Source organism: Pseudomonas sp. B21-032, assembly GCF_024748965.1.
In the GTDB taxonomy this organism is placed as follows: domain Bacteria; phylum Pseudomonadota; class Gammaproteobacteria; order Pseudomonadales; family Pseudomonadaceae; genus Aquipseudomonas.
The window spans coordinates 3,084,289-3,110,979 of sequence record NZ_CP087180.1 but is presented as its reverse complement, the minus strand read 5'-3'; the positions used below and the strand labels follow the sequence as shown (position 1 = coordinate 3,110,979).

Annotated in this window: 27 protein-coding genes; 24 read left to right on the top strand and 3 right to left on the bottom strand. The window is 59.2% G+C overall.

All coding sequences use genetic code 11. The annotated features are described in order from the left end of the window. Window positions 1–175: 175 nt before the first annotated feature. A complete protein-coding gene (locus LOY54_RS14225) occupies window positions 176–592 on the bottom strand; it encodes a hypothetical protein (RefSeq protein ID WP_258606813.1) in 417 nt (138 codons plus the stop codon). A 70-nt stretch (window positions 593–662) separates the two neighbouring features. Here LOY54_RS14225 and LOY54_RS14220 point away from each other — a divergent pair, with 70 nt between their 5' ends. From LOY54_RS14220 to LOY54_RS14125, 20 genes are all read left to right on the top strand, one after another. Next, window positions 663–1,271, top strand: coding sequence for a putative metallopeptidase (locus tag LOY54_RS14220; protein ID WP_258606811.1), 609 nt, complete (start codon window positions 663–665; stop codon window positions 1,269–1,271). A gap of 31 nt (window positions 1,272–1,302) precedes the next feature. Continuing rightward, window positions 1,303–1,764 carry a DUF2280 domain-containing protein gene (locus LOY54_RS14215; RefSeq protein WP_258606809.1) on the top strand — a complete coding sequence of 154 codons (462 nt, stop codon included), beginning with the start codon at window positions 1,303–1,305 and terminating at the stop codon, window positions 1,762–1,764. Next, window positions 1,751–3,025, top strand: coding sequence for a terminase large subunit (locus tag LOY54_RS14210; protein ID WP_258606807.1), 1,275 nt, complete (start codon window positions 1,751–1,753; stop codon window positions 3,023–3,025). Before LOY54_RS14215 ends, LOY54_RS14210 begins: the two co-directional genes overlap by 14 nt. A gap of 2 nt (window positions 3,026–3,027) precedes the next feature. Then, window positions 3,028–4,407 carry a DUF4055 domain-containing protein gene (locus LOY54_RS14205; RefSeq protein WP_258606805.1) on the top strand — a complete coding sequence of 460 codons (1,380 nt, stop codon included), beginning with the start codon at window positions 3,028–3,030 and terminating at the stop codon, window positions 4,405–4,407. Next, window positions 4,407–5,501: a hypothetical protein gene (locus LOY54_RS14200; RefSeq protein ID WP_258606803.1), complete on the top strand. Its 1,095-nt coding sequence runs from the start codon at window positions 4,407–4,409 to the stop codon at window positions 5,499–5,501. The genes LOY54_RS14205 and LOY54_RS14200 overlap by 1 nt, the downstream gene beginning before the upstream one ends. A 35-nt stretch (window positions 5,502–5,536) precedes the next feature. Further along, window positions 5,537–6,013, top strand: a complete 477-nt coding sequence (locus LOY54_RS14195) for a DUF6998 domain-containing protein (protein ID WP_258606802.1) — start codon at window positions 5,537–5,539, stop codon at window positions 6,011–6,013. A gap of 97 nt (window positions 6,014–6,110) precedes the next feature. Continuing rightward, a complete protein-coding gene (locus LOY54_RS14190) occupies window positions 6,111–6,899 on the top strand; it encodes a DUF6651 domain-containing protein (RefSeq protein WP_258606800.1) in 789 nt (262 codons plus the stop codon). A gap of 102 nt (window positions 6,900–7,001) precedes the next feature. Further along, on the top strand, window positions 7,002–7,982 hold the full coding sequence (locus tag LOY54_RS14185) for a major capsid protein (protein ID WP_258606799.1): 981 nt from the start codon (window positions 7,002–7,004) through the stop codon (window positions 7,980–7,982). Between the two features lie 48 nt (window positions 7,983–8,030). Continuing rightward, window positions 8,031–8,447 carry a hypothetical protein gene (locus LOY54_RS14180; protein ID WP_258606797.1) on the top strand — a complete coding sequence of 139 codons (417 nt, stop codon included), beginning with the start codon at window positions 8,031–8,033 and terminating at the stop codon, window positions 8,445–8,447. Continuing rightward, window positions 8,447–8,815: a hypothetical protein gene (locus tag LOY54_RS14175; protein ID WP_195884177.1), complete on the top strand. Its 369-nt coding sequence runs from the start codon at window positions 8,447–8,449 to the stop codon at window positions 8,813–8,815. The genes LOY54_RS14180 and LOY54_RS14175 overlap by 1 nt, the downstream gene beginning before the upstream one ends. Window position 8,816: 1 nt before the next feature. Beyond that, complete coding sequence (locus LOY54_RS14170; protein ID WP_195884176.1) at window positions 8,817–9,200, top strand: hypothetical protein; 384 nt, start codon at window positions 8,817–8,819, stop codon at window positions 9,198–9,200. A 20-nt stretch (window positions 9,201–9,220) separates the two neighbouring features. After that, on the top strand, window positions 9,221–9,646 hold the full coding sequence (locus LOY54_RS14165) for an HK97 gp10 family phage protein (RefSeq protein WP_195886001.1): 426 nt from the start codon (window positions 9,221–9,223) through the stop codon (window positions 9,644–9,646). Beyond that, on the top strand, window positions 9,643–10,071 hold the full coding sequence (locus tag LOY54_RS14160; RefSeq protein ID WP_195884175.1) for a phage tail terminator-like protein: 429 nt from the start codon (window positions 9,643–9,645) through the stop codon (window positions 10,069–10,071). The genes LOY54_RS14165 and LOY54_RS14160 overlap by 4 nt, the downstream gene beginning before the upstream one ends. A 39-nt stretch (window positions 10,072–10,110) precedes the next feature. Next, window positions 10,111–10,770 carry a phage tail protein gene (locus LOY54_RS14155; RefSeq protein ID WP_045194438.1) on the top strand — a complete coding sequence of 220 codons (660 nt, stop codon included), beginning with the start codon at window positions 10,111–10,113 and terminating at the stop codon, window positions 10,768–10,770. 9 nt (window positions 10,771–10,779) lie between these two features. Next, window positions 10,780–11,163: a phage tail assembly chaperone gene (locus tag LOY54_RS14150; protein ID WP_258606795.1), complete on the top strand. Its 384-nt coding sequence runs from the start codon at window positions 10,780–10,782 to the stop codon at window positions 11,161–11,163. A 56-nt stretch (window positions 11,164–11,219) separates the two neighbouring features. Continuing rightward, window positions 11,220–11,477 carry a DUF1799 domain-containing protein gene (locus tag LOY54_RS14145; protein ID WP_258606793.1) on the top strand — a complete coding sequence of 86 codons (258 nt, stop codon included), beginning with the start codon at window positions 11,220–11,222 and terminating at the stop codon, window positions 11,475–11,477. Between the two features lie 697 nt (window positions 11,478–12,174). Further along, entirely contained in the window at window positions 12,175–15,552 is a 3,378-nt protein-coding gene (locus tag LOY54_RS14140) for a phage tail tape measure protein (RefSeq protein WP_258606791.1), read from the top strand. Then, entirely contained in the window at window positions 15,552–15,890 is a 339-nt protein-coding gene (locus tag LOY54_RS14135; protein WP_258606789.1) for a phage tail protein, read from the top strand. The genes LOY54_RS14140 and LOY54_RS14135 overlap by 1 nt, the downstream gene beginning before the upstream one ends. 9 nt (window positions 15,891–15,899) lie before the next feature. Then, entirely contained in the window at window positions 15,900–16,649 is a 750-nt protein-coding gene (locus tag LOY54_RS14130; RefSeq protein ID WP_258606787.1) for a phage minor tail protein L, read from the top strand. Window positions 16,650–16,651: 2 nt separating this feature from the next. Continuing rightward, a complete protein-coding gene (locus tag LOY54_RS14125; protein WP_258606785.1) occupies window positions 16,652–17,416 on the top strand; it encodes a C40 family peptidase in 765 nt (254 codons plus the stop codon). 209 nt (window positions 17,417–17,625) lie between these two features. Here LOY54_RS14125 and LOY54_RS14120 read toward each other — a convergent pair whose 3' ends face one another. Both LOY54_RS14120 and LOY54_RS14115 read right to left on the bottom strand, forming a co-directional pair. Then, window positions 17,626–18,252: a hypothetical protein gene (locus tag LOY54_RS14120; RefSeq protein WP_258606783.1), complete on the bottom strand. Its 627-nt coding sequence runs from the start codon at window positions 18,250–18,252 to the stop codon at window positions 17,626–17,628. 63 nt (window positions 18,253–18,315) lie between these two features. Next, window positions 18,316–19,401 (bottom strand): type I restriction endonuclease, encoded by a 1,086-nt coding sequence (locus tag LOY54_RS14115; RefSeq protein ID WP_258606781.1) that lies wholly within the window; start codon window positions 19,399–19,401, stop codon window positions 18,316–18,318. Between the two features lie 149 nt (window positions 19,402–19,550). Between LOY54_RS14115 and LOY54_RS14110 the strand changes: the two genes are divergently transcribed. From LOY54_RS14110 to LOY54_RS14095, 4 genes are all read left to right on the top strand, one after another. After that, window positions 19,551–19,895, top strand: a complete 345-nt coding sequence (locus LOY54_RS14110; RefSeq protein WP_258606779.1) for a hypothetical protein — start codon at window positions 19,551–19,553, stop codon at window positions 19,893–19,895. Between the two features lie 57 nt (window positions 19,896–19,952). Next, entirely contained in the window at window positions 19,953–20,549 is a 597-nt protein-coding gene (locus LOY54_RS14105) for a tail assembly protein (protein WP_258606777.1), read from the top strand. 638 nt (window positions 20,550–21,187) lie between these two features. Continuing rightward, window positions 21,188–25,636, top strand: a complete 4,449-nt coding sequence (locus tag LOY54_RS14100; RefSeq protein WP_258606776.1) for a phage tail protein — start codon at window positions 21,188–21,190, stop codon at window positions 25,634–25,636. Beyond that, window positions 25,636–26,691 (top strand): hypothetical protein, encoded by a 1,056-nt coding sequence (locus tag LOY54_RS14095; protein ID WP_258606775.1) that lies wholly within the window; start codon window positions 25,636–25,638, stop codon window positions 26,689–26,691. Before LOY54_RS14100 ends, LOY54_RS14095 begins: the two co-directional genes overlap by 1 nt.

The window sequence follows — 26,691 nt, the reverse complement described above, 5'->3', positions numbered from 1 at the left end:
ACGCTATCGGCAGCGGCTCGGCCTATGCCTTGGCTGCAATGGATATGGGGGGCAAGCGCAGAAGACGCGGTGCGCGCCGCCGTGAAGCGGTACATCTACACCGGCGGGAAGATCAGGACGATTCGCATAAGCGGGTAGGCGTGCCGCAGGTGAGTGCGGCACTTTTCCAGAAGAATCAAGCCGGATCAACTTTGTAGCCGGTACGAGCCTCCCGGTGTTTGTGCTCTAAGTCGATGAACTCGTCCGTTGGTTCGCTATCGAGCAGAAGTTCGGCATACCTTTCGGATTCTTGGCGAGTGAGACCAGCAAGCACCTCTCTGCCAGCCTCTACGTGAAGAGCATTGGTGGCGACCAGCAGGGCCCTGTTGGCGTAGGGGAGAAACAGGATATCGACACCCCTATTAAGCTGAGCGCAAGCAGCGTCGGCCTCAGGTTTAGATTGGTAAGGTCCGCCGACGTAGTCTCCGTCTGCGAGTGAGTCCTCAATCCGATAGCAGTATTGCTCCATCGGAACGGCGGGTGTTTGGGTGCCAGTTTTAATTGCGATGAGGTCAACGCGCGGTCGGTGTACAACACTGTATCTGTCATTCATGGGGCAATCCTTGTCAGTTGACCTTCACCAATACCGGCTATCGGCCATCATTACAAGTTGCAGGTGATGCATGAGCAGACCAACGCCGCCGGCCGATCTGCTTGATTCGCCTTTCCTCATGCTCCGCCCAGGCCCTGAAGTTTGGGAATGGATACAGCGGGAGATCCTGGCCGAGACCGGCAGCATCCACAACCCGGAGCATGCTCACCTGATCGACGCAAACATTGGTGTGCTCTGGGCTTCCTCTGCGTTCACCAAGAAGGGCAGAACAGTTCTGGGCCAGGCCGAGCAGCTGATGATCCGTGCAGGTGGGTGGCAGAAAACCCGGCAAGAGCAGCAGCTCCGCGACTGGTTCGGGCATGAGCCGGAGTTTCTCATCACCCTGGCCGGTGACTACTGCGCCCAGTGCAGTGAGGCAGAGTTCTGCGCCCTCATAGAACATGAGCTTTACCACATCGGGCACAAGCTCGATAAGTACGGCGCCCCGGCATTCACCGATGAAGGCATGCCCAAGCTTGAGATGCGCGGCCACGACGTCGAGGAGTTCGTTGGAGTGGTTCGCCGCTATGGGCCGAGCCATGATGTTCAGCAGCTGATTGACGCTGCAAGCCGGCCGCCTGAGGTGGCCAAGATCAACATTTCGAGGGCCTGCGGAACCTGTCTGCTCAAGTCGGCGTGATTCTGGACAGGCTCTGGACGGATGAAAGCCTATGGCAGCCCTCAGCAATGACGTGAAGGCCTTTATCGTTCAGGCCTTGGCGTGCTTCGACACGCCTTCACAGGTGGTAGAGGCCGTCCAGAAAGAATACGGTGTCGCAGTGACCCGCCAGCAGGTTGAAACTCACGACCCGACCAAGACCTCAGGAAAGGGCCTGGCCAAGCGCTGGGTTGCCTTGTTCGAGGATACGCGTAGGCGATTCCGTGAAGAGACCGCAGAGATCCCGATCGCGAACCGCGCCTACCGTCTTCGTGCCCTGGGCCGGATAGCAGAGCGCGCCGAGACCATGAAGAACCTGCCGCTTGCCATCCAGGTGCTGGAGCAGGCGGCCAAGGAGGTTGGCGACATCTACGTCAACCGGGCCACCAAGGTCGACGACTCATTAAATTCAGTACCACCAACCTCCGTACGTGTTGAGGTGGTCGACGCGAGGAAGCGGGATGCCGACGCTTAATGTGCCTCAGGCGCGGTTCCTCGCCATGCCTCACAAGTTCCGCGGCTTCGTTGCCGGGTTCGGCTCAGGGAAGACCTGGGTAGGTTGCTCCGGGCTCTGCCAGCACGTTTGGGAGTGGCCGCGAATCAACGCTGGCTACTTCGCCCCGACGTACCCGCAGATCCGGGACATTTTCTTCCCAACGATCGAAGAGGTGGCCTTCGACTGGGGGCTGCGCATCAAGATCAAGGAGTCGGACAAAGAGGTCGACTTCTACAGCGGCGGTCAATACCGCAGCACCGTGATCTGCCGGTCGATGGAGAAGCCCGCGACCATCGTCGGCTTCAAGATCGGCCACGCCCTGGTCGACGAGCTGGATGTTATGGCCAAGCTCAAGGCTGAGCAGGCCTGGCGGAAGATCATCGCGCGGATGCGCTACAAGGTTCACGGGCTCAAGAACGGTGTGGATGTTGCCACGACGCCTGAAGGGTTCAAGTTCACCTACCAGCAGTTCGTGAAGCAGATCAGCGAAAGGCCAGAACTGAAGACGCTGTATGGCTTGGTCCAGGCCAGCACCTATGACAATGAGGCGAACCTGCCGGACGACTACATCTCGTCCCTGGAGGATTCCTATCCGCCGCAGCTGATCAGGGCTTACTTACGCGGCCAGTTCGTCAACCTCACCTCCGGCGCTGTCTACCCCGACTTCGACCGTAGGCTGAATCACAGCAACGAGGTTGAGCGGGAGCGGGAGCCGCTGCTGATCGGCATGGACTTCAACCGGCTGAAGATGAGCGCCGTGGTGTATGTGCTCCGGAGCGGCTTGCCGATTGCTGTGGCCGAAGTCACCGATGGGCGTGACACACCGTACATGGCCGACCTGCTCAAGCGTCAGTACGCGAGCAAGGGCCACCCGATCCAGATATTCCCGGATGCCTCCGGCGCCAACTCCAGCAGCAAGAACGCCAGTGAGTCGGATCTGAGCATCCTGCAGCAGGCGGGCTTCTCCATTCGCGTGAACAGTACGAACCCTGCCATCGCCGACCGAGTGAATGCCGTGAATGCCCTGATCCTCAATGGCCAGGGCGAACGACGACTGAAGATCAACACGAACAGGTGCCCGCACCTCACCGACGGCCTGGAGCAACAGGCCTACGACAAGAACGGCATGCCGGACAAATCCAGCGGCGTGGACCACTTGAATGATGCCGGTGGTTACCCGCTGGCTTTCCTGTTCCCGATTTCCAAGCCGATGACGACGACTCAATCCCTGAGAATGTGACCATGAGCGATAACCCAAGCATCACGCTGCCTGCTGTCGACGCCATGCGCGCGTACTGGGCCGTGATCACGCCGCTCATGGGCGGGACGATGGCCATGCGTGCGGCGAGCAAGACCTTGTTGCCGCAATACCCCGCCGAGGATGACGATTCCTACAAGGAGCGCCTGCGCCTCTCGACGCTGTTGCCGGCGTATTCCGAGACAGTCGGCAACATGACTTCTCGAGTGTTCGCCGAGCCGCTGCAGGTCGGTGACGATGTGCCTGAGGCCATACAGGTGATGGCGAAGGATATCGACTTCGCCGGCAATGACCTCAACTCGTGGTCAGTGGAGTTCTTCCGCGAAGGCCTGAGCCATGGCCTGTGCCATGCATTCGTAGATCATCCGCCCACCCAAGACGTACGCACCCAGGCAGAGGAGCAGGCGGCCGGTGTGCGGCCCTATGTCGTGCTGGTGAAGCCAGAGCAGGTTTTGGGCTGGCGCTCCAAGGGCGGCGTCCTCACCATGGTTCGCTACATCGAGGTAATCGAGGAAGAGGACGGCGACTTCGGCGCCAAGTGCGTCGAGCAGGTCCGCGTGCTGGAACCTGGCAAGTGGCGCACCTACCGCCGCGCCGAGAAGGGCGGCGTATGGGCGCTGCATGACGAGGGCACCAACAGCCTGACCAGCATCCCTTGGGTCACGTTCTACACCGGGCGGACTGGCTTCATGACTGCCAAGCCGCCGCTACTGGAGCTGGCTCACCTCAACGTCAAACACTGGCAGAGCCAGAGTGACCAGGACAATATCCTGCATGTGATTCGAGTACCGATTCTGGTGCGGATCGGCGTGCAGCCGATTTTCAACGACCAAGGTCTACCGGTGCCGCCAGAGTTCAAGGTCGGCACTGGCTCACTGACCGACCTGCCGGCCACGGGCGACCTCAAGTATGTCGAGCACACCGGTCAGGCGGTCGAGGCCGGCCGTACAGCGTTGCAGGACTTGATCGGCGAGATGCGCATGGCCGGGGCCAAGCTACTGACTCCTGAAAAGGCTGCGACCAAGACCGCCACGCAAGCGGAGGAAGAGGCAGCTCAAGAGCTTTCCCCGTTGGCGCGCATGGCGAGCCACTTCGGCGACTGCCTGGCGCAGCTGCTGCAGTACATGGCTGACTATCGTGGCCTGGGCGAGGGTGGAGCGGTCGAGATGCGCGGCAACTTCGACGTGGACTACATGCCGGAGGTATCGCTTCCAACCCTGGTGGCCATGGCAAACGCCGGCATGATCTCCAAGGAAACGCTGTTCACCGAGATGCAGCGCCGCGGTGTGATCAGTGACGAATACGATTGGGACGAAGAGCTTGAGAAGATCGAGTCCCAAGGTCCTGCGCTCGGTGCGCTGTGATGAAGACGGCCAACGAGAGGTTGCTGAGTGAGCTGATCGGGCATGAGGTTGATCTTTCTAGGCTCAGCAATGGCCAGGTCAGGGCGATCATCAAGATCTTGAACAGCAAGGACACCGAGCTGCGGACTGCGCTCATCCAGGCAATCGACAATCTTGGTGCTGATCTGTCGGCGCCGGCTGTGGATAGGGCGCTGGCTGAAGTACTGCGCCTAAACCAGGCCACGTTCGTCGAGATCCGCCAGGCGCTGGACCAGGCCACCGACGGTCTGATCAGCTACGAGGTCGCCTTTCAACAGGGTGCGCTGCGTGCGGTTCTGCCTGCAGTGGTGCAAGAGGCTTTCCCTGTCGTTGCGCCAGCGTTCAGCCAGGTCAAAGCGATTGCGCAGGCCAGACCATTCCAGGGACGCCTGCTCAGGGAGTGGATGGCCGGCATCGAGACGAGCCGCGCTGCTGCAGTTCGCGACGCTGTCCGCGCTGGCGTAGTTGAGGGGCGCACGACTGCCGATATTGTCCGCACCGTCATGGGCACCCGGGCACAGAACTACGCTGACGGCATCCTGCAGAAGCCCAGGCGCGAGGTTGAGGCGGTCGTCAGGTCCGCCATATCGCACACCGCTGAAACGGCCAGTGACGCCGCCTACGAGGCCAACAGCGACATCATCAGCCATGTTGAATGGCTCAGTACCCTGGACACGCGCACGTCCTCCGATTGCCGCATCAGGGACCGCCTGCCGTACACCTTGGGCACCTACAAGCCAATCGGGCACAAGATTCCATGGCTAGCCGGGCCCGGGCGGATTCACTTCTGCTGCCGGTCGACCAAGATGCCGATCCTGAAGAGTGCATCCAGGCTTGGATTCAGCGATAGCGCGACGCGGGCCAGCATGGACGGACAGGTGCCGCAGTCGACCACATACGCGGATTGGTTGCGTCGTCAGCCGGCAGCGCGTCAGGACGAGATCCTCGGGCCAGCGCGAGCGCGCCTAATGCGGGAGGGCGAGTTGAAGCTTGAAGCCTTCTACAACGACAAGGGCAAGTTCCTGACATTGGATGAGCTGCATCAGAGGCGGATATTTAAGTCGATTGGTTCTTGAGATAGCCTGCTACCTTCCAACTCGGATGGTTCAGCATGAGTGAACAAATTCAGAATCAAATTTCCGGTGCTCTGGAGCAGCTGTTCAGTGCGGTATCTCAGCTGCAGGCTGCTTATCCAGGCAAACCGTTCACGCTTGACGGCAGATTGGTTGGCGACATAGGGGAGGTTGTCGCGAGCCTAAACTATGAGCTCACGCTGAATGAGGGCCTGACAAAGCACCACGATGCGATCTCTGACGATGGGCGGAAGGTGCAGATCAAGGCGACGTTTAGCAAAAACCTGACTTTTCCGGTGCATCACGTTCCTGATTACTACCTTGGAATCAAACTAAATCGGGACGGTACTTTTGACGAAATCTATAACGGCCCCGGGTATCTGATTAAGGAAGAGTTAAAACGGCGTGCGCCGACAAGCACAGGATTGCATGGCGGCCTTATGAGTCAGCTCATACGTATCAACAAAGATGTTCCGGAAGATCAGCGAATACCCAAACGCAAACTTTCAACATAACCCGCTTCGGCGGGTTTTTTTCTGCCTGCAGTTCGGATGAGCGGGGCGCAATTGGGCCGGAAGGCCTGCCAATGGGCGGATGCCCGGAGAACGATCCATGAAGCTCAAACTTGACGACAACGGCAATGTGGTCCTGCAGAACGGCCAGCCGGTCTATGTTCACGATGACGGCAAAGAGGCTCCATTCGACGCTGCTGCTGCCGTTACCAAAATCTCGGCATTGAACCGTGAGGCCCAGGGGCATCGCGAGGCCAAAGAGGCAGCTGAGGCCCGCGCCAAGCTGTTCGAAGGTATAGAGGATGCCGAGTCCGCCATCAAAGCGCTGGAGACCGTCAAGAACCTCAAGGAGGGTGATCTGGTCACTGCCGGCAAGGTCGAAGAGATCAAGTCTGCCGCCAAGCGCGCTGCTGAAGAGCAAGTTGCAGCAGCTGCCAAAGCGGCCGCAGAGCGCGAGAAGACGTTGCAAGGTGACTTGGAGAAACTGCAAGGCCAACTGCATGGCGAACTCATAGGAGGCAGCTTCAGTCGGTCGAAACTGATCGCGGAGAAGTTCGCGATTCCAGGTGACCTGGTTCAGGCCCGCTTCGGTCAGGCGTTCAAGATCGAAGAGGGCAAGGTGGTCGCCTACGACCAGGCCGGCAACAAGATTTTCAGTCGCGCCCGCCCAGGCGAGGTGGCGGACTTCGACGAAGCGCTCGAAGCCCTTGTCGATCAATATCCCTACAAAGACCAGATACTCAAAAGCTCCGGTGCAAATGGCGGCGGCGCACCTAACGGCAGCCACACTGGCGGCAAGCCACCTGAAGGTAAGGGCAACTTTGGCGGCAACAAAGAAGACCGCCTGCAAGCAATCAAATCCCAATTCCCTGATCTAGCCCAGCCCTGATCAGACCCTAGCTGTCATCCCGGATGGGGTACGGCGCACCAGGGCGGATGCCCGACAACCATTCATTGAGCCCGTCCGGGCAACAGCTATAGGAGCTCCAACATGGCGCTTTCCGATATGGAAGTTTTCAACACCTACTTCATGCCTGCGACCATCGAGACGCTGGCGCAAATGGTCGAGCGGTTCAACGCCGCATCCGGTGGCGCGATTCTACTGACCACCGAAGGCTTTGACGGCGACTTCCTGCAGACCAGCTTCTACGCTGGCCTGGCGGGCGCGCGTCGTCGCGTGAACCGTTACGGCAACAACGGCAACGTGAACGCGGTCGACCTGACCCAGCTCAAGCACAACACCGTCAAGGTCGCGGGCGGCTTCGGCCCGGTGCGTTATGAGCCGTCCCAGATGACCTGGTTACGCAAACCAACTGCCGAGGGCGTAGAAGTGGCGTCCCGCTACTTCGCCGAATCCCTGCTGCAGGACCAGCTGAACACTGCCATCGCCGCGTTGGTGGCAGGCATCGGCAACCAGGGCGCTGCCGCGGTCATCGACGTGTCGGGCAACAAGAAGGTGGACTACATCGCTGTGAACGACAGCCATGCGCTATTCGGCGATCACTCTAGCCAACTGATCGCCCAAGTGATGGATGGCGCCCAGTTCCATGCCTTCGTGGGCCAAAACCTCACCAACGCCGAGCAGCTGTTCAAGTCTGATGCCGTCCGCGTTGTCGACATCCTGGGTCGCTTGGTTGTGGTGACCGATGCTCCTGCACTCTACAGCGCTGCTGTGGCCGACCCGGCCGCGCCGGCCATGCGTCGAGTGCTATCCCTGGCCCAGGGGGCAGCCACTGTCCACGATGCCCGCGATCTGATCTCGAACATCGAGACGAGCAACGGCAAGGAGCGCATCGAGACCACCCTGCAGATCGACTACAGCTTCGGCGTAGGACTCCGCGGTTATGCCTGGGATGTTGCTAACGGTGGCGCCTCGCCGGACGACGCGGCGCTGGCCACTGGTGCGAACTGGGACAAGGTCGCAACAAGCATCAAACACACCGCCGGTGTCATGGCTATCGGCCAGGCCTGATCAACCACATGATGCGGCCTTTCGGGGTCGCTAACCTCGGAGACTGACATGTCCGAAAAAGTCATTTACGAGCCCCATCCGGTTACCGCCGAGCGCAAAGCTGAACTGCGCCGGGAGGGCTACAGGATCATTGACGTAAGCCTTGCGCCGGCTGCGTACAAGGCCTCCATGGAGAGCAAAGAGGATCCGCGAAGCCGCAAGGCGCTGGATGTGGCTCTGGATACGCTGCCAGGCGAACAAAGCGACCCGGACTATGTGGTTGGCAGCATGCGTAGCTTTTACGGTGATCTGTTCACGCAGGACGATGAAGCCCGCGTGCGCGAACTGGTGAAAGGGTCGACCAAGAAGCCTTCCCATGGCCTGCGCATTGATGACATCAAAGCCAAGCTGGCTGAGAAGGGCTTAGATTTCAACCCGGATGCAGAGCGAGGTGATCTGGCCAAGCTTCTGGATGAGGCCGTGTAATGACCATCTACATCACCGTCGAGCAGGTGGACGCCCTGCTTGGGCCTGCCTGGGCGCCCGACGGCCAGAAGGCCCGCGCGGTGCTGATGGCCAACACCTGGCTGACCAACTTGGGGCTGCCTGCATTTGACCCCGTGCCGGACGACGTGGTCCAGGCTGGCGCTGAGATCGCCCGGGAAGCCGCCGAGGGCAACATCTTCGCGGCCAAGGAAACCGGCGTGCTGAGTAAGTCCGTGGATGCTGATGGGGTGTCAAGCAGCAAGACCTATTCAGCTTCCGCCCGAAAGATCAGCGCTGGTGAGTCATTCGCCTTGGCGCTGCTGAGCCAATACCTGGGCACCGGCCAGGCAAAGATAGTGAGGGGCTGATATGGGCCTTCGAGGCGAGCTGCAGGCCGACATGGCCGAAGCCTTCAACACTGACCTGGCTGATGCTGTAAGTGCGGTAGAGGGCAGCAGGGCGGTGAAGGGTGACTACGACCCCGCAATTGGTGGCGCCCCAGAGACAACTGTCTTCTACACCGGGCGCGGCGTGTTTGGGCAGTACAAAGCCAGGGAGATCGACGGGGCGCGCATTCTCGCTTCCGACGTTCGCCTCAAGACCCTCCAGAACGAACTGTTCATGCAAGAGGGTGGCGTGGTCACAGTCATCGCCGCGGTACCGGCCATCAACGACCGCATCAGCGGCTACCGCGTGGTCAATGTCGGCCAGGACGCCGCCAAGGCTACCTGGACCATTCAACTGAGGAAGTGACCATGGCTCGCGGCTCCCACATGAAAGAGCGGTACGGCGGCCAGTCCGGCAGCTTTGCCCTAAGCCTCGCCGAGTTTGCACAGCAGGCCACCGATGCTATCGACGCGAGCCTACGCGAGATCGTCATCGAGCTGGGCGGTTCGCTGATCCGGATGTCGCCAGTTGATACCGGGCGATTCCGGGGCAACTGGCAGTTCAGCGTCGACACGCCGGCCAGCGGCACGCTTGACGAGGCGGACCCTTCAGGATCCGCAGCCACAGCGCGCTTGATTGGTGACTCCATCGCTTTCCGCGTCGGCGACTCAGCCTTCATCGTCAACAATCTGCCCTATGCCATTCCGCTGGAGTTCGGCCATTCCGACCAAGCCCCGGGCGGAATGGTGAGGGTTACCGTCGCTCGCTTTCAGCAGATCGTGCTGGAGGCAATCAGGAATAACCAGGTATGAGCCACGCACGCGCCCGCCAGGCAATTGAGATCAAGCTGGCCGCCTGGGCGGCTGCGCGCCCGATCCGGGTCGCGCACATGGAGGAGGACTTCGAGGCCGCTCCGGGCGAAACCTACCTCCGGGCCTTCCTACTGCCGGCCAGCACCACGACCCGCTACTTGGCTGCTGAGGCCTATGAGTACCGGGGCATCTACCAGATCAGCATCATCTGCCCGGCGGGCCAAGCCCTGGCTACTGCCGAGGCCTTGGTCGACGAGCTGAGCACACTGTTCCGCGTCGACACCGAGCTCAGCCGCAACGGCTTCGAAGGCTTGATCGTCGAGCCGCTGGAGCAGGGGCCCACCATCACCGAGCCGGCGACCTACACGGTCCCAGCCAGCTTCACCTACCAGGGTGTCGCAGACCAACCGCCCGCTGGGGCATAACCAACCGCCGCCCGGCGGGCATCAATGAGGAAATACACCATGGCCGCACGCTTCCCGCTGCCGAACGGAGCTACGCTCGAGATCGCCAGAGTCATTGGCGCCGCCGTAGCGTTCACTGCACTCACCAACGCAAAGCCGCCGGTGGCGACCGCTGCCGGTCACACTATCCAGAACGGCGACGTTCTGTTGGTCAACTCAGGCTGGGCACTCATCAGCGACCGCGCCGTTAAGGCCTCAAACGTCGCCGATGACGCGTTCTCTCTGGCTGGTCTCGATACCAGTGACGCAGAAAAATTCACCGCAGGCGCGGGCGTGGGTTCCGTGTATCCGGTTTCCGACTGGGTTCAGATCTCTAAGGTCACGTCGTTCAACTCGGCCGGTGGTGAGCAGCAGTATGCGACCGTCGGCTATCTGGAAGATGACGACGACAAGCAGTTCCCTACCAACCGCAACCCGACCACCTTGTCGATCGTGGTGGAAGACCAGCCTACCGCGCCTTACGTGCAGGCTGTTGAGGGTTACGACACCTCCAAAGAGCTCGCGGTGATCCGTATGAAGCTACGCAACGGTGACCAGATCCTGTACCCAGGCTACGTCAGCATCACCCCTGACCCGACAATGGAACGGAACAACGTCATGACCCGAACCATCAGCGTCGGTCTGTCTGCTCGTTCGCTTCGTTACCTGGCTGGCGCGTAAGGAGTTCCCATGGCAAAGATCAAAATCGCGCAGAACCCAACGTTCGGCGCAGCTGTGCAGCTTCCACGGGTGGGCTCCGATCCGGTGGAGGTTGGGTTCGAGTTTCGCTACTTGAACCGTATCGCGCTATCCGAGATGTTCGATCGCTGGAACAAGGCGCGTGACGCCTGGGCGGATAAGGCGAAGGAAGAGGGTGTCAGCTGGAAGGACGCCACCGCCGCCGAGATCGAGCTTCAGGCTGAGCAACTGAAGGATATCGTGGTCGGTTGGGATCTCGACGACGAGTTCAGCGACGACGCCATTCTCGACCTGGTGCGAACTTGCACTGGCGCGCCAAAAGCTGTCATCGACGCCTTCCAGAACGCCTATAACCCGGCACGCCTGGGAAACTGAGGGCGGCGGCCCGCGCCTGCTATGAGCGTGGCCCATCCGCCGAGCAGCTAGCGGCCTTGGGGCTTACGCCAGACGACATCGAAGAGGAAGAGGTAGAGGTCTGGCCGGACGCCTGGCCAGCCTTTCGCCTGCTCGAAGCGATGTCCACGCAGTGGCGGACGGGCATAGGCGGTGCTTCAGGCCTGGACTACTCGATCATCCCGCTCACAGCCTCGATGCTCGGCATCAAACGCCGCGAACTTCCCGACATTTTTCCCGACCTTCGCGTTATGGAGGCTGAGGCCTTGGCCGTCATGGCTGAGTCAGTGGCGTAGGGCAGCGAATGATGCGGCGAGATGGCAGGTTGTTCCGTGAGCAGTTGGGCGAAGTAAAAGCTGAAGGCGCCGATCACGGCTTGGTAAGTTCCCAAGGAGCATTTCTGGGCATACATAGGTGCAGAATTGGTTCTCCTTATCTTAGAATGCACGTTTCCCGCCCCTCAAAGGAATGAAATCGTGGTGAGCAACAATGCCATCTGCTGCCCGCAGTGCCAGGGTCAGCAAGTACAGCTCTTGTCCGTCATCCATGCCGCTGGGACTTCCCGAATTCAAACAACTCACCAAGCGCAATCCGGAATCGGACCGCGCGTAACTGTCGAGACCACCGGCCGGCATCAGACCGATTTGGCCGCTAGCGTCGGTCCACCCCCAGGTAAGCGCTTGCTGGGACCCGTAATCCTCACAGGGGTTGGCGCTATTATCCTGTACGACGGCCTCAAGCTGATGAACTCGTATTGGGGCGTCGATTGGAGCAGGTTCTTCATTGGCGTGACATTCATCGCCATTGGTGTGATCGGGTTTGTGCGTCACTGGAAGTTTAACGTCGCTCAGTATGACAAGTTGGAAGAGTGGCGCCGTACTTGGATGTGCCATTCCTGCGGTACCAGATTTCAACCCTCTTAACTCATGCCGCTCTCAAACCATACCTAAGCCCGCCTAGTGCGGGCTTTTTGTTGCCTGCCTGGAGCAGATCATGACAACGATTGCCTCCCTTGGCCTGCAGATCGACTCCGGCGATGCTGTCGAGGCTGCAAGCGACCTCGACAAGCTGGCAGACGCTGGCAAGCGTAGCGAGGAATCGGCGGGCAAGACCGGGCGCGCCTGGGAGTCAGCGCTGAGCGGGATGCAGGGAGATACCCGGCAGATTGTTCAGGAGCTGCAGGCTCTCAACGCCAAGCAGGCTGAGCTGGCACAGCAGATGATCACGGTCGGCCGTGCCGTGACCACCGCCGCGGCGGGCATGACTGCATTCAAAGCCGGGGCTGAGCAGGCTGGGCAAGCCCAGGCTGCGTTGACCACCGCCACGGACGCCGGGGCCCAGGCCAGCCGCCGTGCTGCAGAAACTGCTGATGATCAGCAGGCTCGCCTGTTGGCCATGGCGCGGTCATCCCTGGAGGCGAGTGAGTACGTCCAATCGCTGAACCGTGCAACCGCACAAACCGCCGAAGTTACCAGCCAGGCGAATGCCGTGCTGTCGGAGAACGCCAGCCGGCAGGCCGCCATCAACACCCGTGCACAAGCTTTGTTGGCGACAGAAGAGCGCCTGGCCGGATCCGCCAAGACCGCAGCCGCCGCCCAGCGCGATCAGGGCCAGGCTCTCGACGACCTGCTCGGTAAAATCGACCCTACGGTCGCAGCCATGAGCCGTCTGGATCAGATGGAGCAGAAGCTGCAGGGGTTCAAAGCCAGCGGTGCCCTCGACCCTGAGACTTTCGCTGAGTACAAGGGGAAGGTTGACCAGGCGAGGGCTGCCCTGGGCAGTGCGGATGCCGCGCTGAGCAGCACTGGCATGACTGCAAAGGCTACCGCTGCAGCGCTGCGAGGTGTGCCGGCTCAGTTCACTGATATTTTCACGTCGATCGTCGCTGGTCAGCCGATCATGATGGTTGCCTTGCAACAGGGTGGGCAGCTCAAGGACATGTTCGGCGGCATCGCGCCGGCGGCGAAGGCTCTGGGCGGCTATGTGCTTGGCCTGGTCAACCCGTTCACCGTGGCTGCAGCTGCAGCCGGTGCGCTGGCCTTGGCCTACTACAAGGGCGGCCAGGAGGCTGACGAGTACAACAAGGCGATCATCTTCACCGGCAACGCCGCGGGCACCAGCGCCGGGCAGTTGGCGGCTATGGCCCAGCAGGTGAGTGCCACTGTCGGCACAACTGGCGCAGCAGCTGAAGTGCTGGCCAAACTCGCCGGTAACGGCAAGATCGCCAGCGGCAGCTTCGAAGCTATCACTGAAGCAGCGCTCAGCATGGAAAAGGCCACTGGCCGCTCCATCGATGAAACGGTTGCCGAGTTCGCCAAGATCGCCAAGGACCCGGTTGCAGCCGCCAAGGAGTTGAACGACCAGTACAACTTCCTGACTGCATCGGTGTACTCGCAAATCGTGGCCTTGAAGGACCAGGGCGACACTATCGGCGCGGCCAAGCTGCTGACCGACACCTACGCCGACACCATCAGGACCAGAACCGGCGAAGTCACCGAGAACCTCGGCCTGATCGAAAGCGCCTGGAAAGGAATCAAGAGTGCGGCTGCCGAGGCTCTCGACGCCACACTGAGTGTTGGCCGGGCTCAGACCTTGGAGCAGCAGGCGGAGGTGATTCGCCTGCGGCTGCAGACCAATCAGGGGCGTGGCGGGCGCGCCGCTGCCATGGGGATTGAGACCCGAGACACCGAGAACGACAAAAGGGAACTTGCCTACCTCGAGATGCAGATTGAGGCAGAGCGGAGTCGTACCAAGTTTGTAGCAGATCGGGTGTGGGTAGAGCGAGATGGTATCGATGCAGCCGCACGCCTCAAACAAATCAGCGATACCAACCTCACCAATGAAGAGAAGCGCAACAAGCTGATCAAAGAGTATCGGCGGGATGTCGAGGCGCTGAGGAAGGCTAACCCGAATGACCCGTTGGTGCAGGCTGATGTTGTCGCCAAGACCATTCAGAACATCAAGGACAAGAACAAGGACCCGGCGGTCCGAGCCACAGCGGTAAACCTGACTGGCTTCAATGACTCAAAGAACTCGCTCGCGGCGATTCTCGCTGAGTACAAGAACGCCGAGAAAGAGCTGGATGCTGCCCAGAAGGCCGGCATTATCTCCCAGGAGTCTTACGCGGCCCAACGCGCAGCCATCATCGAGCAGCAGAAGGACGAGGTGACCAACGCCTATCAGGCGGAGATCGCGGCGCTTGAAGCTGCCAAGGGCAAGGCCGGCACCTCGGCTGCCCAGCGGGTCCAGCTGGACCAGAAGATCGCTGATGCCCGGGCCAACATGGTCAAAGCGCAGAAGGACGCTGATTCGGAACTGGCCGTGCTGGCCACGAACGAGGAGGGGCGGCTGCGCAAGCAGGCCCACGCGGTGCAGACCTACACCAGCGCGCTGGATCAGCAGGTGAAGGCTCTGCGCTTGCAGGGCCAGCGATCTGCCGAAGGCCTCGGCCTGGGCGACCGGCAGCGCGGCCTACAGGACCAGCAGAACGGCATCGCCGACCGGATCAATCAGCAGAAGCTGGACCTGGCCAACCAGTACGGTGACGGCTCCCGCGGCATGAGCCTCGACGAGTACAACCAGAAGCTGGCGGCCCTCGACAAAACCCAGCGCGACCTGCAGGAAACTGCGATCGCCAACTACAACGACATGACCACTGCCCAGGGCAGCTGGAGCGCCGGCGCTTCGTCGGCCTTCCAGAACTACCTTGAGTCGGCCCGGGATGTCGCCGGGCAGACCAAGAGCCTGTTCATCAACGCCTTCAGCTCGATGGAAGACTCAGTCGTTAACTTCGCCATCACTGGGAAAGGCTCGTTCGCCGACTTCACCAAGTCGATCCTGGCGGACATGACGCGGATTGCCACCCGGCAGGCTGCCTCCGGGTTGCTGTCGAGCATTGCCGGCAGTGCGCTGGGGGCCTGGTTCGGTGGCGGCAGCACATCCACCACGCCTGGCGCCAGTGCGGCGGATTACAGCCCGGCGATCATGGACAACTTCGTCACCGGCCAACGTGCCGCCGGCGGCCCGGTAGCGGCGAACTCGCTCTACCAGGTTAACGAACTGGGCCCGGAGCTGCTGAATCAGGGAGGGAAGACCTACCTGATGATGGGGGCTGAGGGCGGCACGATCACGCCGCTGGGGGCTGGGCCTGTATCCGCCGCAGCAGCAGGAGCGGGTGGTGGATCGACAATCCAGATCAGTGCACCGGTAAGCGTTGTTGTTCCAGACCGCAGCAGCGAAGGCATGGAGCTGGATCAAGAACTACTGCAGCAGAACATGCAGAAGCACATGAAGACTGCTGCAGAGCGAGCTGTGGCCGAGTCCTGGCGTCCAGGCGGCATCAGCTATCGAAATGCAAACGGGAGGCGCTGATGGCTATCGAGACTTTCAGCTGGGCGACTGAGCGGGGTGAGAAACCCGAGATCAAATACCGGGTGAGGGAGTCGCGATTCGGCGGAGGGTACAAGCAAACCGTCGGCGATGGCCCGAACAACAAAGAAGATTCCTACCCGGTGACGATCACCGTGCGTAAGCAGAAAGCTTTGAAAGTAATGGAGTTCTTTGATCGCCACGCCGGTGCAAAGGCATTCCTTTGGACCACGCCTATGGGGCAGTTGGGCTTATTCACATGCAATGACCCTGCACCCGTCCCCGTAGGCGGCGGGCTCTTCAAGATCACCGCCACATTCGTTCGGTCTTTCCATCCGTAGGAAATCACTATGTCACTCATCAGCGATATCCAGACGCTTGCGCCTGGTAATGAAGTGCTGCTGTTCGAACTGGACGGCTCGGACTTCGGTGCTGACATTCTCCGCTTTCATGGGCATGCGATCCCGCACACTCCTGAGGAGCTGGCCGCAGCCGGTGTCGATGCTGACCAGCTGCCAGCTAAGCCAATCTGGTGGCAGGGCAACGAGTATGGCGCCTGGCCAATGCAGATCGAAGGCATCGAAGCCAACTCGGATGGCACGGCGGTACGGCCTGTACTGTCGGTTGGTAACGTCAACGGTCGCATTACCGCGCTTTGCCTCGCCTTCGAAAACCTCGTTGAGTTCAAACTCACCATCCGGCAAACGCTGGGCCGGTACCTGGACGCCGCGAATTTCCCCGGCGGCAACCCCGAGGCTGACCCTACAGAGGAGGCAATCGAGGTCTGGTACATCGACCAGAAAATCAGCGAGAACGGCACCATGGTGGCGTGGGAGCTGGCCAGCCCGGGGGATGTCGGCGGCGAGACGATCGGACGCCAGATGACGACGCTTTGCCATGAGGCAATGACTGGCGGCTATCGAGGGCCGGTTTGCGGCTACACAGGTCCCTATGTCGATGAAGAGGGCAACCCTACCGACGATCCGGTCAAGGATGTCTGTAGTGGTTGCCTTGGAACTGGCTGCGAAGCGCGCTGGGGTGCCGAGAACGAACTGCCGTTCGTGGGGTTCCCCGGCGTTTCTCTTATTGCACGGAGCTGACCATGCGCAAACACATCCTGGCCGCCGTGCAAGCGCACGCCGCGGCTGAGTACCCGCGCGAATGTTGCGGGCTGATCTTGGCCATCGGCCGCAAGCAGGTCTATGTGCCGTGCACCAACACCGCAAGCGACCCAGTCGAAGAGTTCCGGATCGCGCCTGAGGAGTACGCTGCAGCGGAAGACCGGGGCGAGGTGATCGGCATCGTGCACTCGCACCCAGACGCCACCAGCAGGCCGTCACCGCGTGACCTGGCCATGTGCGAAGCCACGGCACTGCCCTGGCACATCCTGTCCTGGCCTGAAGGCGATCTACGCACCATCACCCCAAGCGGCAGCACGCCGCTGCTGGGCCGACCATTCGTGCACGGCGCCTGGGACTGCTGGCAGGCCTGCGCGGACTGGTATCAGCGGGAGTGGGGGTTGGAGTTTCCGGCCTACGCCCGGGAGGACGGTTGGTGGGAGCAGGCCACCGGGCCCAGCTTGTACGAGCAGGCCTACGAGGCGGCAGGCTTCTACCAGGTCGACCGTCCGCAGCGCGGCGACATGATCGTCATGGAGGTGGGGCGCACGGCGCACCCGAACCATGCCGGTATCTACCTGGGCGCCGACCCGCAGTTGCCCGACGAGCAGGTCCAGGTGTTCGGCCAGGGCCCATTCCTGCTACACCATCTGTACGGCAGACCATCAGAAATCATCGTGTTCGGCGGGCCTTGGCTTGCCCGGACACGCCTTGTGTTGCGTCATAGGGGCGCGAAGTCACTTATATGAGGCGCTGACACTTTAGGAGAACGGTATGAATAGGTCGTCCTGGATTAGAGTTCAGTCGATTGCAAATCTTGCGACATTTTCTGGGGGCACCCCCCAGGAGCTTCACTCGGTAGTAGTGACTGACGTTATGGTAGAAGCTGCAAAAGAGTACTTTTACAGCCTCTACGATCCTTCTTTCACAGATACGATAATCGAAGATTTATTTAGGATTATGTCAGTGCTTCAGCCGAGGGCTCAGGCAGTACAAGCAGAGCCTCTTGAACTTTGTTAGCTATTTCATCGAATTGCTTAAATTTGTCTTTGGCTGCTTCGGGTGATTCACCCTGAATGAGGATGTGCGCTAGAAGCTCAAGGTTTGTACTCGTGAATATAAGGTTTAGTGAAAGAAGCTTCAGATTTTCAAGCGTAAACTCTTTTATCAGTTGTTTGCCCTCAGAGTTTAGGCGGATGTCGCAGGCCGCGTTTGCGTGCTCAGCACCTTCTGGGGATTGATACCACTGCCAGTGTGCAACTTCGTTACGGATTTTTGAAAGATCTTCGTAATCTTTAAGGCAGCTGTTTAGACGCTCCAAGATTGGTGCATGGGTTTCGGGCTGGGATGTTTTGGTCTTATAGTTTGCGAAATCCTTAACCACGCGCAAGAAGCTATTTGCGCGCAAGCCTAGAGCCTTTGCAAGAATGAAGCTTTTTGGGCTTGCTATTCCGGTATAGTGCTGAAACAGCTTAAAAAGAGGCGTCTCGCACAGCGCATGATTGACCGCTATTTGGCCTATCTCTCGCTTCATTGCATCACTAGGGCCCGCCCTATACCCCCACTTTTCTGATTCCTTACTCATCTAAATCTCCTAGGTCAGCAATACCCCAGTCCATGGGCTTGCAGGCAACGGACTGGGTTAGTTTCAGGCTTGCTCTTGGTAATAATTAATTGTTTCTTTCAAAGAGCTGGAAAATTCGTAAATCTCATCGAGAGAGTTGATCGGATGCCGGGTTTCATTTTTGTCCTTATCAAAAATTCCTAGATATTTTTGTGATCGGTTGAAATGAAGTCTTGCGATTGGCTTTCGATTGTTGTCGTCGAGTAAAATTCCGAAATAACTTTGCGTGTCACGGTGAGCAATGCGTTTTGCGTCAACTACAGTTCGAACTATTGCTTTTACAATATGGAAACCTTCAAGCTCCTCCATTGTGGTGAGAACTCGATCTTCCGCAGCTTCGATGGAGTCTGCCTGAGTCTCGTTTATAACGTTTTCGGCAGGGGTCGGATAGGGAACTCCGCTGATTGCTGATTTCAGCCGATCATTGATTTGGTCATTTATGAACTGTGAGGCGGCTTTTCGCGTGAGTAGCGCGAATTGTTCTCTTACCTTTTGGGTTATCGCACCATCGTATATTCGAGAAGCGAAAAAGCGTACGAAGTCATCGTCAGGGTTACTGAATTGAGTCGACATCTCTCGCTTTATCTGGCCGACATACTTAAGCTCGCCTGCTGCATTGATAATGGAGTCAACGTCAAAGGCTGACTTTGTAAGCTTCTGTAATTCTGGTATTACATGCTCATCAATGTCCAGTAGGTCAATTTCTAAGAATGGCTTTTCATCCATTTTATTAGGGGCGTCTAAGTCGGTAAAAAACTTATACAGTCGGCCGTTTGTTAGGATGGATATTCTTGCGGTAGTTACATGGAAGTATCGGAATAGTTGGCTTGCATGGTTGATGTTAAGTGGCTCGCCTACTTTTTTTGTCTCTATAAGGATCTGAATCTCCCCACCTTTCAGAATCGCGTAGTCGATCTTTTCACCTTTTTTGGTGCCTATATCGCACACGTATTCTGGCACAACCTCCGAAGGATCGAAGACGTCGTAGCCTAGAACAGTATGGATAAACGGCATCACGAAAGCTGTTTTTGTGGCTTCTTCTGTTTGGATCGTTGATGCCAGTTGTTTTACTTTGGCCGACATCACATTTAACCGCTCTACAAATTCCATTTTCAGCTCCAATGCAACACCGCCCGCTTTTGGGACCGTACAGGCGTAACGCTACTACGGCGCTGCAGAGATAGAGTACTGAGAATTTATCCACACTGGATGCCCGGCCAGGTCCGCGCTAAAGTCACCCATTTCAAAGGAGGGATCACATGCGAATTCTGATTGGGGCGGTTGCGGTGGCGCTGCTGGCGGGGTGCGTGTCGCCGAGCGACTTGAAAGGCAATACGCCCACTGTAAGCGCGAGCACCAAAAAGTCGCCCAAAGCGTACGCACTCTGCGTGTTCCCAAAGTGGCAGGATGCCCGCTCTGAAGCGGTGATATCGGAAACTGCAGATGGCTATCGTCTGGTTATCGGGGCCATGCAGCTAACGGACGAGTTGCTCGAGGTGAAGCAGATCCTGACAGGTAGCTCAGTCGCCTTCTACCAACGGGTTGCCTGGATGCCAGGGGTTGGTAGGTCCGCAATCGAAGATGCAGTGAAGTCCTGCCTCTAGCCACCAGCGAGCTCAACTAGCCGCCTTCGGGCGGTTTTTTTATGCCTGGAGAAAGATGTGAAAGCCACAGCAGCTCACTACACCCCAAAGACCAAAATCCGCCTGTTCGGCTTCCTTCGGAAGAAGTACGGCAAGGAACACAGTTACCTGCTGGATCGGGGTGACCCACGGGAGGCAGCCAAAGCTATAGATGTGAATCATCCTGGCTTTGCTCGCGACATGGTCGATGCCGAAAGTCGAGGGCTGAGGTTCGCGATCTTCAAGAACGGCAAAAATATCAGTGAGGGCGACCTTGATCTTGGCGGTGCGCGGGAGCTTTGGTTTGTTCCGGTCGTTGCAGGCAGCAAGCGCGCCGGCTTACTGCAAACGATCATCGGAGCCGTGATCTTTGTTGCCTCATCCTTCGTTCCAGGGATGCAAGGGTGGGGGCATTCACTTGGCGCATCACTGGCCCTGGGCGGGGCCATCCAAATGCTCAGCCCCCAGGCCAAAGGCCTGTCACAAAGCGCTGCACCGGAAAACCTGCCGTCCTACGCCTTCGGCAGTGCCAAGAACACGACCGCCAGCGGCAACCCGGTGCCGATCTGCATCGGCGAGCGCCGGTGGGGTGGAGCGATCATCTCGGCATCTATCTATGCTGAGGACAAGACCTAGTCATATGGGTGTCTGCTTGTTAAGTGAGTATCTATAAACAAATTTCTCGTCATAGACTGATTTGAATTTTATTTCTAAATCTAAATCGTCGTAACTTAGGAATGAAAATATAGCTTTTGGGACGGCGCATTTTGAGTTATTTCGAAATTTTACTAGGTCGACTTCTTCTTGGGTTTTGAATGAATCACCAGGGCGCGGTGCTCCGAACTTATAGCACATGCTGTCGATCCCTAGCTGCGAAAGCGCTGGAACAATTGAACTGGCCTCCAGCCTTTTTCCTTTTACGAAATATGTGATTTCTTCAACAAAAGCTGGGCCTAACCCGTTGTTAAAAATAACGATGCGATAGTTTTCATCGAGAGTACGATAAGCGTTGATGCGCGGCTCTACGCTTTTGAAGTAGTGCGTCCTCGTTAGATAGGATTGATAGGCGGTTGTGAATAGCGCTAGTAGGGAAATTACTATAGCGCATATCTCAATTATGGGCTTTTTGTTTGTTTGTGTTGGGCGAAACTTTACTTTTAAGTGCATGTCAGGGTTACTTGTCATTTGCTTATTCAGCAGGTTCTTAAAAATTAGTTGTCGCTATCGATTCTACACTCTCCGCCATTGGGCGGATTTTTTTGCCTGGAGGAAGCATGGGCGCAGCACAACACCTGGAGATCCGCGGCGCCAAAGGAGGTGGTAGCAAGCCGAAGCAGCCGACAGAGGCACCGGATAGTCTGCAGTCGACGAACCTGGGAAAGATGCTGATCGCCGTAGGGGAGGGCGAGTTCGAAGAAACACCAACGGACGAGGACATCTTTTTCGACAATACGCCCATTGCGGACGCCAGCGGCAATGTGAACTTCCCGAACGTGAAGTGGGATTGGCGGTCGGGCAGCATCGAGCAGAGCTATATTCCGGGCATTCCTGCGATCGAGAACGAGACCACCGTCAACGTTGAGTTGCGTAGCGATAACCCGTGGTCCCGAGCATTGAGCAACATTCAGTTGTCGGCCGTGCGCCTGCGTTTCAGTTGGCCGCGTCTGGCCAGTCAGGACGAAGGTGGCAACACCAACGGCTATCGCATTGAGTACGCAATTGATGTCGCCACAGACGGCGGTGCCTATCAGCAGATGCAGCTGGGGGCGGTGGACGGCAAGACCACCAACGGTTACCAGCGCTCCGTGCGGGTGGACCTGCCGAAGGCCACCAGCGGATGGATGATCCGCGTTCGCCGGATAACCCCGAACCAGAACTCAGGCACCATCGCCGACACGATGACCATCGCAGGCTACACCGAGATCATCGACCGCAAACTGCGTTATCCGAATACCGCGTTGCTCTACATCGAGTTCGACGCCCAGCAGTTCCAGAACATCCCGGCCGTCACGGTGAAGTGCAAGGCCCGGAAGTGGCCGGTACCGGCGAACTACGATCCGTTGACCCGGACCTACACCGGGGTATGGGATGGCACCTTCAAGCAGGCGTGGACCAACAACCCAGCATTCGTTACCTATGGCCTGTGTGTGGAAGATCGTTTCGGCCTGGGCAAGCGCATCAAGCCTTGGATGGTCGACAAGTGGGAGATGTACCGGATCGCCCAGTACTGCGATCAGCTCGTGCCGGACGGGATTGGCGGACAGGAGCCGCGCTTTCTGTGCGACTTGAACCTTCAGGGCCGGGCCGAGGCCTGGACGCTGCTGCGCGACCTGTCGGCGATCTACAGGGGCATGGTCTATTGGGCCCAAGGCTCTCTGTTCATGCAGGCAGATATGCCGCGAGCGCAGGACATCGACTACGTGTTCACTCGGTCCAATGTGATCGATGGCGAGTTCACCTATGGCGGTGCCGAGAAGAACACCCACTACAGTCGTGCGCTGGTCAGTTACGACAACCCGGCCAACAACTACGATACCGACGTAATCCCGGTCACTGACCTGGCTCTGCAGCGCAGGTACCGTGACCGGCCGATCGAGATTTCTGCTATCGGTTGTACCCGGGCATCAGAGGCCCAACGCCGCGGTAAGTGGATACTGCTCAGCAATAGCCAAGACCGCACTGTGACCTTCAAGACTGGTATGGAGGGGCGCATTCCGCTGCCAGGCCATGTGATTCCTGTGGCGGACGAACTGATCGCAGGGCGCCCGAACGGCGGCCGGATCGCCGCTGCGGCGGGCCGTGTCGTCACGCTCGACCGCGATACGCAGATCAAGGCTGGAGACCGCCTGATCATTAACCTGCCCAACGGTCGCGCCCAGGGCCGCACCGTCGAGTCGGTCAGTGGCCGTGCTGTTACGGTAACCACGGCCTATAGCGTTGCGCCGGAGCCGGAGCTGCAGTGGGCGATCGACGCCGACGACCTGGCTATCCAGCTGTTCCGCGTGCTCAGGACGGTGCGCACCGTTGAAGGCGATTACGAGATCACTGCGCTCGAGTTCAACCCGAGCAAGTTCGCGCACATCGACACCGGCGCCCGCCTGGAAGAGCGGCCGATCAGCGTGATCCCGATCACCGTCGTTCCTCCGCCGGCGAGCGTAGCCCTAACCTCGAGCTATGCCGTGGACCAGGGGATCGCGGTCAGCACTATGACCATCGCCTGGCCGGCCGTGAACGGCGCTGTGGCCTATGACGTGGAGTGGCGAAAGGACAGCGGCAACTGGATCAAGCTGCAGCGCACAGGCGCAACCTCGGTCGACGTGACGGGCATCTATGCCGGCGCCTACCTGGCCCGTGTGCGGGCGGTGAGTGCCTTCGATATCTCGTCGATCTGGAAGAGCTCCAGCCTCACGCAGTTGACCGGCAAGGCCGGACTGCCGCCGGCGGTGTCGCTCCTGAACACCACTCCGCTGGTCTACGGCATCAAGCTGGCCTGGGGCTTTCCTGCTGGCGCCGAAGACACCCAGCGGACGGAGATCTGGTACAGCAAGACCACCTCGCGCGACGACGCGATCAAGCTGGGCGACTTCGCCTATCCGCAGGCCGAGCACGAAATGCACGGCCTGGCCGGCGGCGTGTCGTTCTTCTTCTGGGCGCGCCTGATCGACCGCACCGGCAACATCGGCCCGTGGTTTCCGGCAGGCGTTGGCGTCAACGGCCAGTCCAGTTCTGAACAGAGCGAGTATGAGGAGTACTTCAAGGACAAGATCGGCAACGGCGCGCTGTACCCGGAGCTGCGCGAGGAGATCGCGCTGATCTCTGGCCCGCCGACCTTGCCGGGATCGGTCAACAATCGCCTCAAGGAGATCAACGACCAGCTGCAGGAGCAGATCGACGCGATCGGCGACGTGGTCGACGCGCTTGAGTACGACCCGGCCAAGGCCTACGCCCTGGGGGACAACGTGCGCCAGGGCCAGCGCTTGTATGTTGCGATCCAAGCTGTGCCGGCTGCCGCCGGCGGTAGCAACGCGCCTCCGAATCCAGCCTACTGGCTCGACATCGGCCAGGTGGCCAGGACGGAAAACGGCACCGCGGCGCGCGTGACCGTGGTGGAGACCAAGGTAACCGAACAGGACGGCAAGCTGACCGCCCAGGCCCAGCGCATCGATGGTGTTCAGTCGAGCCTTGACGGCAAGGCAGACGCCTCTACGGTGAATACGCTGGCCAACCGGGTGACCCAGACAGAGCAGGGGCTGACAAGCCAGGGCTCGTCCATCACCGGGCTCACCAATAGCTTGCAGACCACCGACAGCAAGGTCACCGCTGCGCAGCAGGCGGTTCAGGCGCTGAGCAACACGGTCAGTCAGCAAGGCAACACGATCACCAGTCAGGGGACGGCGATCACACAAATCAAGTCGTCTATCGGCCAGCAGCCGGACAACCTGGTGCTCAAGGGCAACTTTGAGGACGGGATTGTCGCGCCGTGGGGTGCCGCGACAACGACAGTGGTTGCCACAACGGCGCACCCGTCAGCCGGAAAGGCCATTGCGTTCTACGAGGCCAGCTTCTGCGGCCAGGACCAGAACATCCTCACCGCGCCTGGTGAGCAGTTCGACCTGTCTGCCGACGTTTACCGCGCTGAGATGACTGCAGGGCAAACCGGTAGCTTCCAACTGCGCTTCGCCGACAAGAATGGCTTGAACCTCGGCTACTTCGACGCCTTCACATTCTCTGCGGGCGGTGGTTTCCAGACCTTCAAGGGGCGGATCACCGCGCCTGCAGGGGCGGCTTCGGCTCGGTTTGTCTCTCGCCTACAGCCGGCGGGGGGCAGGGCGCTGTGGTGCAACATCGTTGGCCGCCGGGTAACCGCGGCGGATTCAGCGAATGCGGAAGCGGTCTCGAGCCTGAGCTCGACGGTGACCCAGCAGGGCACGACGATCACCAGCCAGGGCCAGGCGATCACCAACCTCACCAGCCGGGTAACCAGTGCCGAAGGCGTCAACAGCGCCCAGGCCCAGGCGATCAGCCAGCTCGATACCAATGTCACCCAGCAGGGTGACCAAATCACCGCACAGGCAACTCGCCTGGACGGTCTGTATGTCCAGGTGAACCCAGAGCAAGCGGGGACCACTGAAGGTTTTGCTGGCAGCAGTTCCAGCTCGGTCGGGGTCTGGTCCGAGCAGTCGGCCCGGATTGAGGACGGCATCGCTACGGGGCAAAGGATTGACACCGTGCAGGCGCAAGCCGGTGAGGCAAACGCCTCGGTCCAGATGCTGAGCGAGGTAGTGGCGGGTGTCGATGGAAAGGTTTCCGCTCAATCGACATGGAAGACCGAGACGAACTCAAACGGCAAAAAGGTTGCAACCGGTATCGTTCAGGGAAGCAATGGCGAGGTTGGGGAGATCCTACTTTCTGCCCAGCGTGTAGCCATCATCGATGGCATCAACGGCGTGGAAGGGAACCTGTTCGTTTTCCAGAACGGCCAGCTCTTCGTCAACCAGGCATTTATCAGCCAAGCGTTCATCAAGGAGATCGTGCTCGGCATGACATTGCGCTCTGCTGCGGTCAACTCGCAAGGGCTGCCGCTACTGGAGATTAACGTGCCAGCTGGGACGCTGACATTGCGCGGACAGACGGCAGATGGTTCGGTGTTGCTCAACAACTACGGGCTGTATGTCTACGACCTGAACTACATCGAGCGCACAGGCGTGGGGAGGATGACCTGATGGCGTTGTACGGATTCAGGACCAGGGATGCAGCAGGGGTGGTCACTTTCGACACCTCTGTTACACCTATCCGGTCCCTGAAGATGATGACAGTCGCCGGGGACGGCAGCTTCGACCAGTACATCTCGATTCCGGAGATTCAGGCACAGTCATTCGTCGTTGTTGACACCCTGGAGGACCGGGGGGAATTCACTTATTCTCCTGCCGCCTGGTACTCGGCCGGCACTCTGCACCTGCGGCAGCCGCTCACCAATACCTGGCAAGTGATGATCCTGTCTCAGGGTGGAGAGCCGTTCACCGCGACCGGCTCGTACGGCATCAGGAGCAGGAACGACAACATCCGCATGCAGATCGATGCGGTGAATCGAGTGCTCAGTGTTCGTCACAGTGGCAGCTTCCAGTTTGGCCAACAGGCCATACCTGGCCAGCAGTCGCAGGTCATCGAGTGGGCGGACATCAATTTCCCGGCACCCATCACGACGTACGAAAGGCCCATGGTCTTTTTGAATGCGGCTGACTACATGATGGTCGGCAACTTCTCGGTCAAAGGCAGCCCGGGGAACTGGACAGGGTTCAGGCTGAAGGCCTGGCCGCACCCCCTTCACGGTGATGCCTGGCGACACTTCATGACCATCAAGTGGTTCTGCTCCAGCTACATGGCAGACAGCTCGCCGCCAGGGGAGTACGGCATATCAGTTAGGGATGCCAACGGTGTACGGCTCTTTTCTACATCCACAAACATCACTTCACTGAACAGTCAGCCCGCCACCAACTCGTTCATTCAAGCAGGAGACCCGATCACTGGCTCGGCCTACTACGCGCCAAGCCAGCAGATGCCCTGGACCGGCAGCTATGAAGACTACGTGCTGGCTAATGCCTTGTTCTCCTGCACGAACATCACGCAAACGACCCAGCCAATACGGGCGAACTACGGGGGCTTCTGGCCCGGCAACAGGGGAATGCTCCAGATGTACGTCGATAACGGCTCAGGGATCAACCCCCTTACCGCCAATGGCCGGACGCTGTTCGCAGCGCGGCCTATGAAACCGATTTGA

Coding starts and splice junctions, on each gene's coding strand:
- LOY54_RS14205 (WP_258606805.1), top strand. CDS start 3,028: ATGAGCGATAACCCAAGCATCACGCTGCCTGCTGTCGACGCCATGCGC.
- LOY54_RS14180 (WP_258606797.1), top strand. CDS start 8,031: ATGTCCGAAAAAGTCATTTACGAGCCCCATCCGGTTACCGCCGAGCGC.
- LOY54_RS14125 (WP_258606785.1), top strand. CDS start 16,652: ATGCGCAAACACATCCTGGCCGCCGTGCAAGCGCACGCCGCGGCTGAG.
- LOY54_RS14215 (WP_258606809.1), top strand. CDS start 1,303: ATGGCAGCCCTCAGCAATGACGTGAAGGCCTTTATCGTTCAGGCCTTG.
- LOY54_RS14225 (WP_258606813.1), bottom strand. CDS start 592: ATGAATGACAGATACAGTGTTGTACACCGACCGCGCGTTGACCTCATC.
- LOY54_RS14160 (WP_195884175.1), top strand. CDS start 9,643: ATGAGCCACGCACGCGCCCGCCAGGCAATTGAGATCAAGCTGGCCGCC.
- LOY54_RS14150 (WP_258606795.1), top strand. CDS start 10,780: ATGGCAAAGATCAAAATCGCGCAGAACCCAACGTTCGGCGCAGCTGTG.
- LOY54_RS14115 (WP_258606781.1), bottom strand. CDS start 19,401: ATGGAATTTGTAGAGCGGTTAAATGTGATGTCGGCCAAAGTAAAACAA.
- LOY54_RS14170 (WP_195884176.1), top strand. CDS start 8,817: ATGGGCCTTCGAGGCGAGCTGCAGGCCGACATGGCCGAAGCCTTCAAC.
- LOY54_RS14120 (WP_258606783.1), bottom strand. CDS start 18,252: ATGAGTAAGGAATCAGAAAAGTGGGGGTATAGGGCGGGCCCTAGTGAT.
- LOY54_RS14195 (WP_258606802.1), top strand. CDS start 5,537: ATGAGTGAACAAATTCAGAATCAAATTTCCGGTGCTCTGGAGCAGCTG.
- LOY54_RS14140 (WP_258606791.1), top strand. CDS start 12,175: ATGACAACGATTGCCTCCCTTGGCCTGCAGATCGACTCCGGCGATGCT.
- LOY54_RS14135 (WP_258606789.1), top strand. CDS start 15,552: ATGGCTATCGAGACTTTCAGCTGGGCGACTGAGCGGGGTGAGAAACCC.
- LOY54_RS14155 (WP_045194438.1), top strand. CDS start 10,111: ATGGCCGCACGCTTCCCGCTGCCGAACGGAGCTACGCTCGAGATCGCC.
- LOY54_RS14210 (WP_258606807.1), top strand. CDS start 1,751: ATGCCGACGCTTAATGTGCCTCAGGCGCGGTTCCTCGCCATGCCTCAC.
- LOY54_RS14190 (WP_258606800.1), top strand. CDS start 6,111: ATGAAGCTCAAACTTGACGACAACGGCAATGTGGTCCTGCAGAACGGC.
- LOY54_RS14130 (WP_258606787.1), top strand. CDS start 15,900: ATGTCACTCATCAGCGATATCCAGACGCTTGCGCCTGGTAATGAAGTG.
- LOY54_RS14110 (WP_258606779.1), top strand. CDS start 19,551: ATGCGAATTCTGATTGGGGCGGTTGCGGTGGCGCTGCTGGCGGGGTGC.
- LOY54_RS14185 (WP_258606799.1), top strand. CDS start 7,002: ATGGCGCTTTCCGATATGGAAGTTTTCAACACCTACTTCATGCCTGCG.
- LOY54_RS14200 (WP_258606803.1), top strand. CDS start 4,407: ATGAAGACGGCCAACGAGAGGTTGCTGAGTGAGCTGATCGGGCATGAG.
- LOY54_RS14095 (WP_258606775.1), top strand. CDS start 25,636: ATGGCGTTGTACGGATTCAGGACCAGGGATGCAGCAGGGGTGGTCACT.
- LOY54_RS14175 (WP_195884177.1), top strand. CDS start 8,447: ATGACCATCTACATCACCGTCGAGCAGGTGGACGCCCTGCTTGGGCCT.
- LOY54_RS14220 (WP_258606811.1), top strand. CDS start 663: ATGAGCAGACCAACGCCGCCGGCCGATCTGCTTGATTCGCCTTTCCTC.
- LOY54_RS14165 (WP_195886001.1), top strand. CDS start 9,221: ATGAAAGAGCGGTACGGCGGCCAGTCCGGCAGCTTTGCCCTAAGCCTC.
- LOY54_RS14100 (WP_258606776.1), top strand. CDS start 21,188: ATGGGCGCAGCACAACACCTGGAGATCCGCGGCGCCAAAGGAGGTGGT.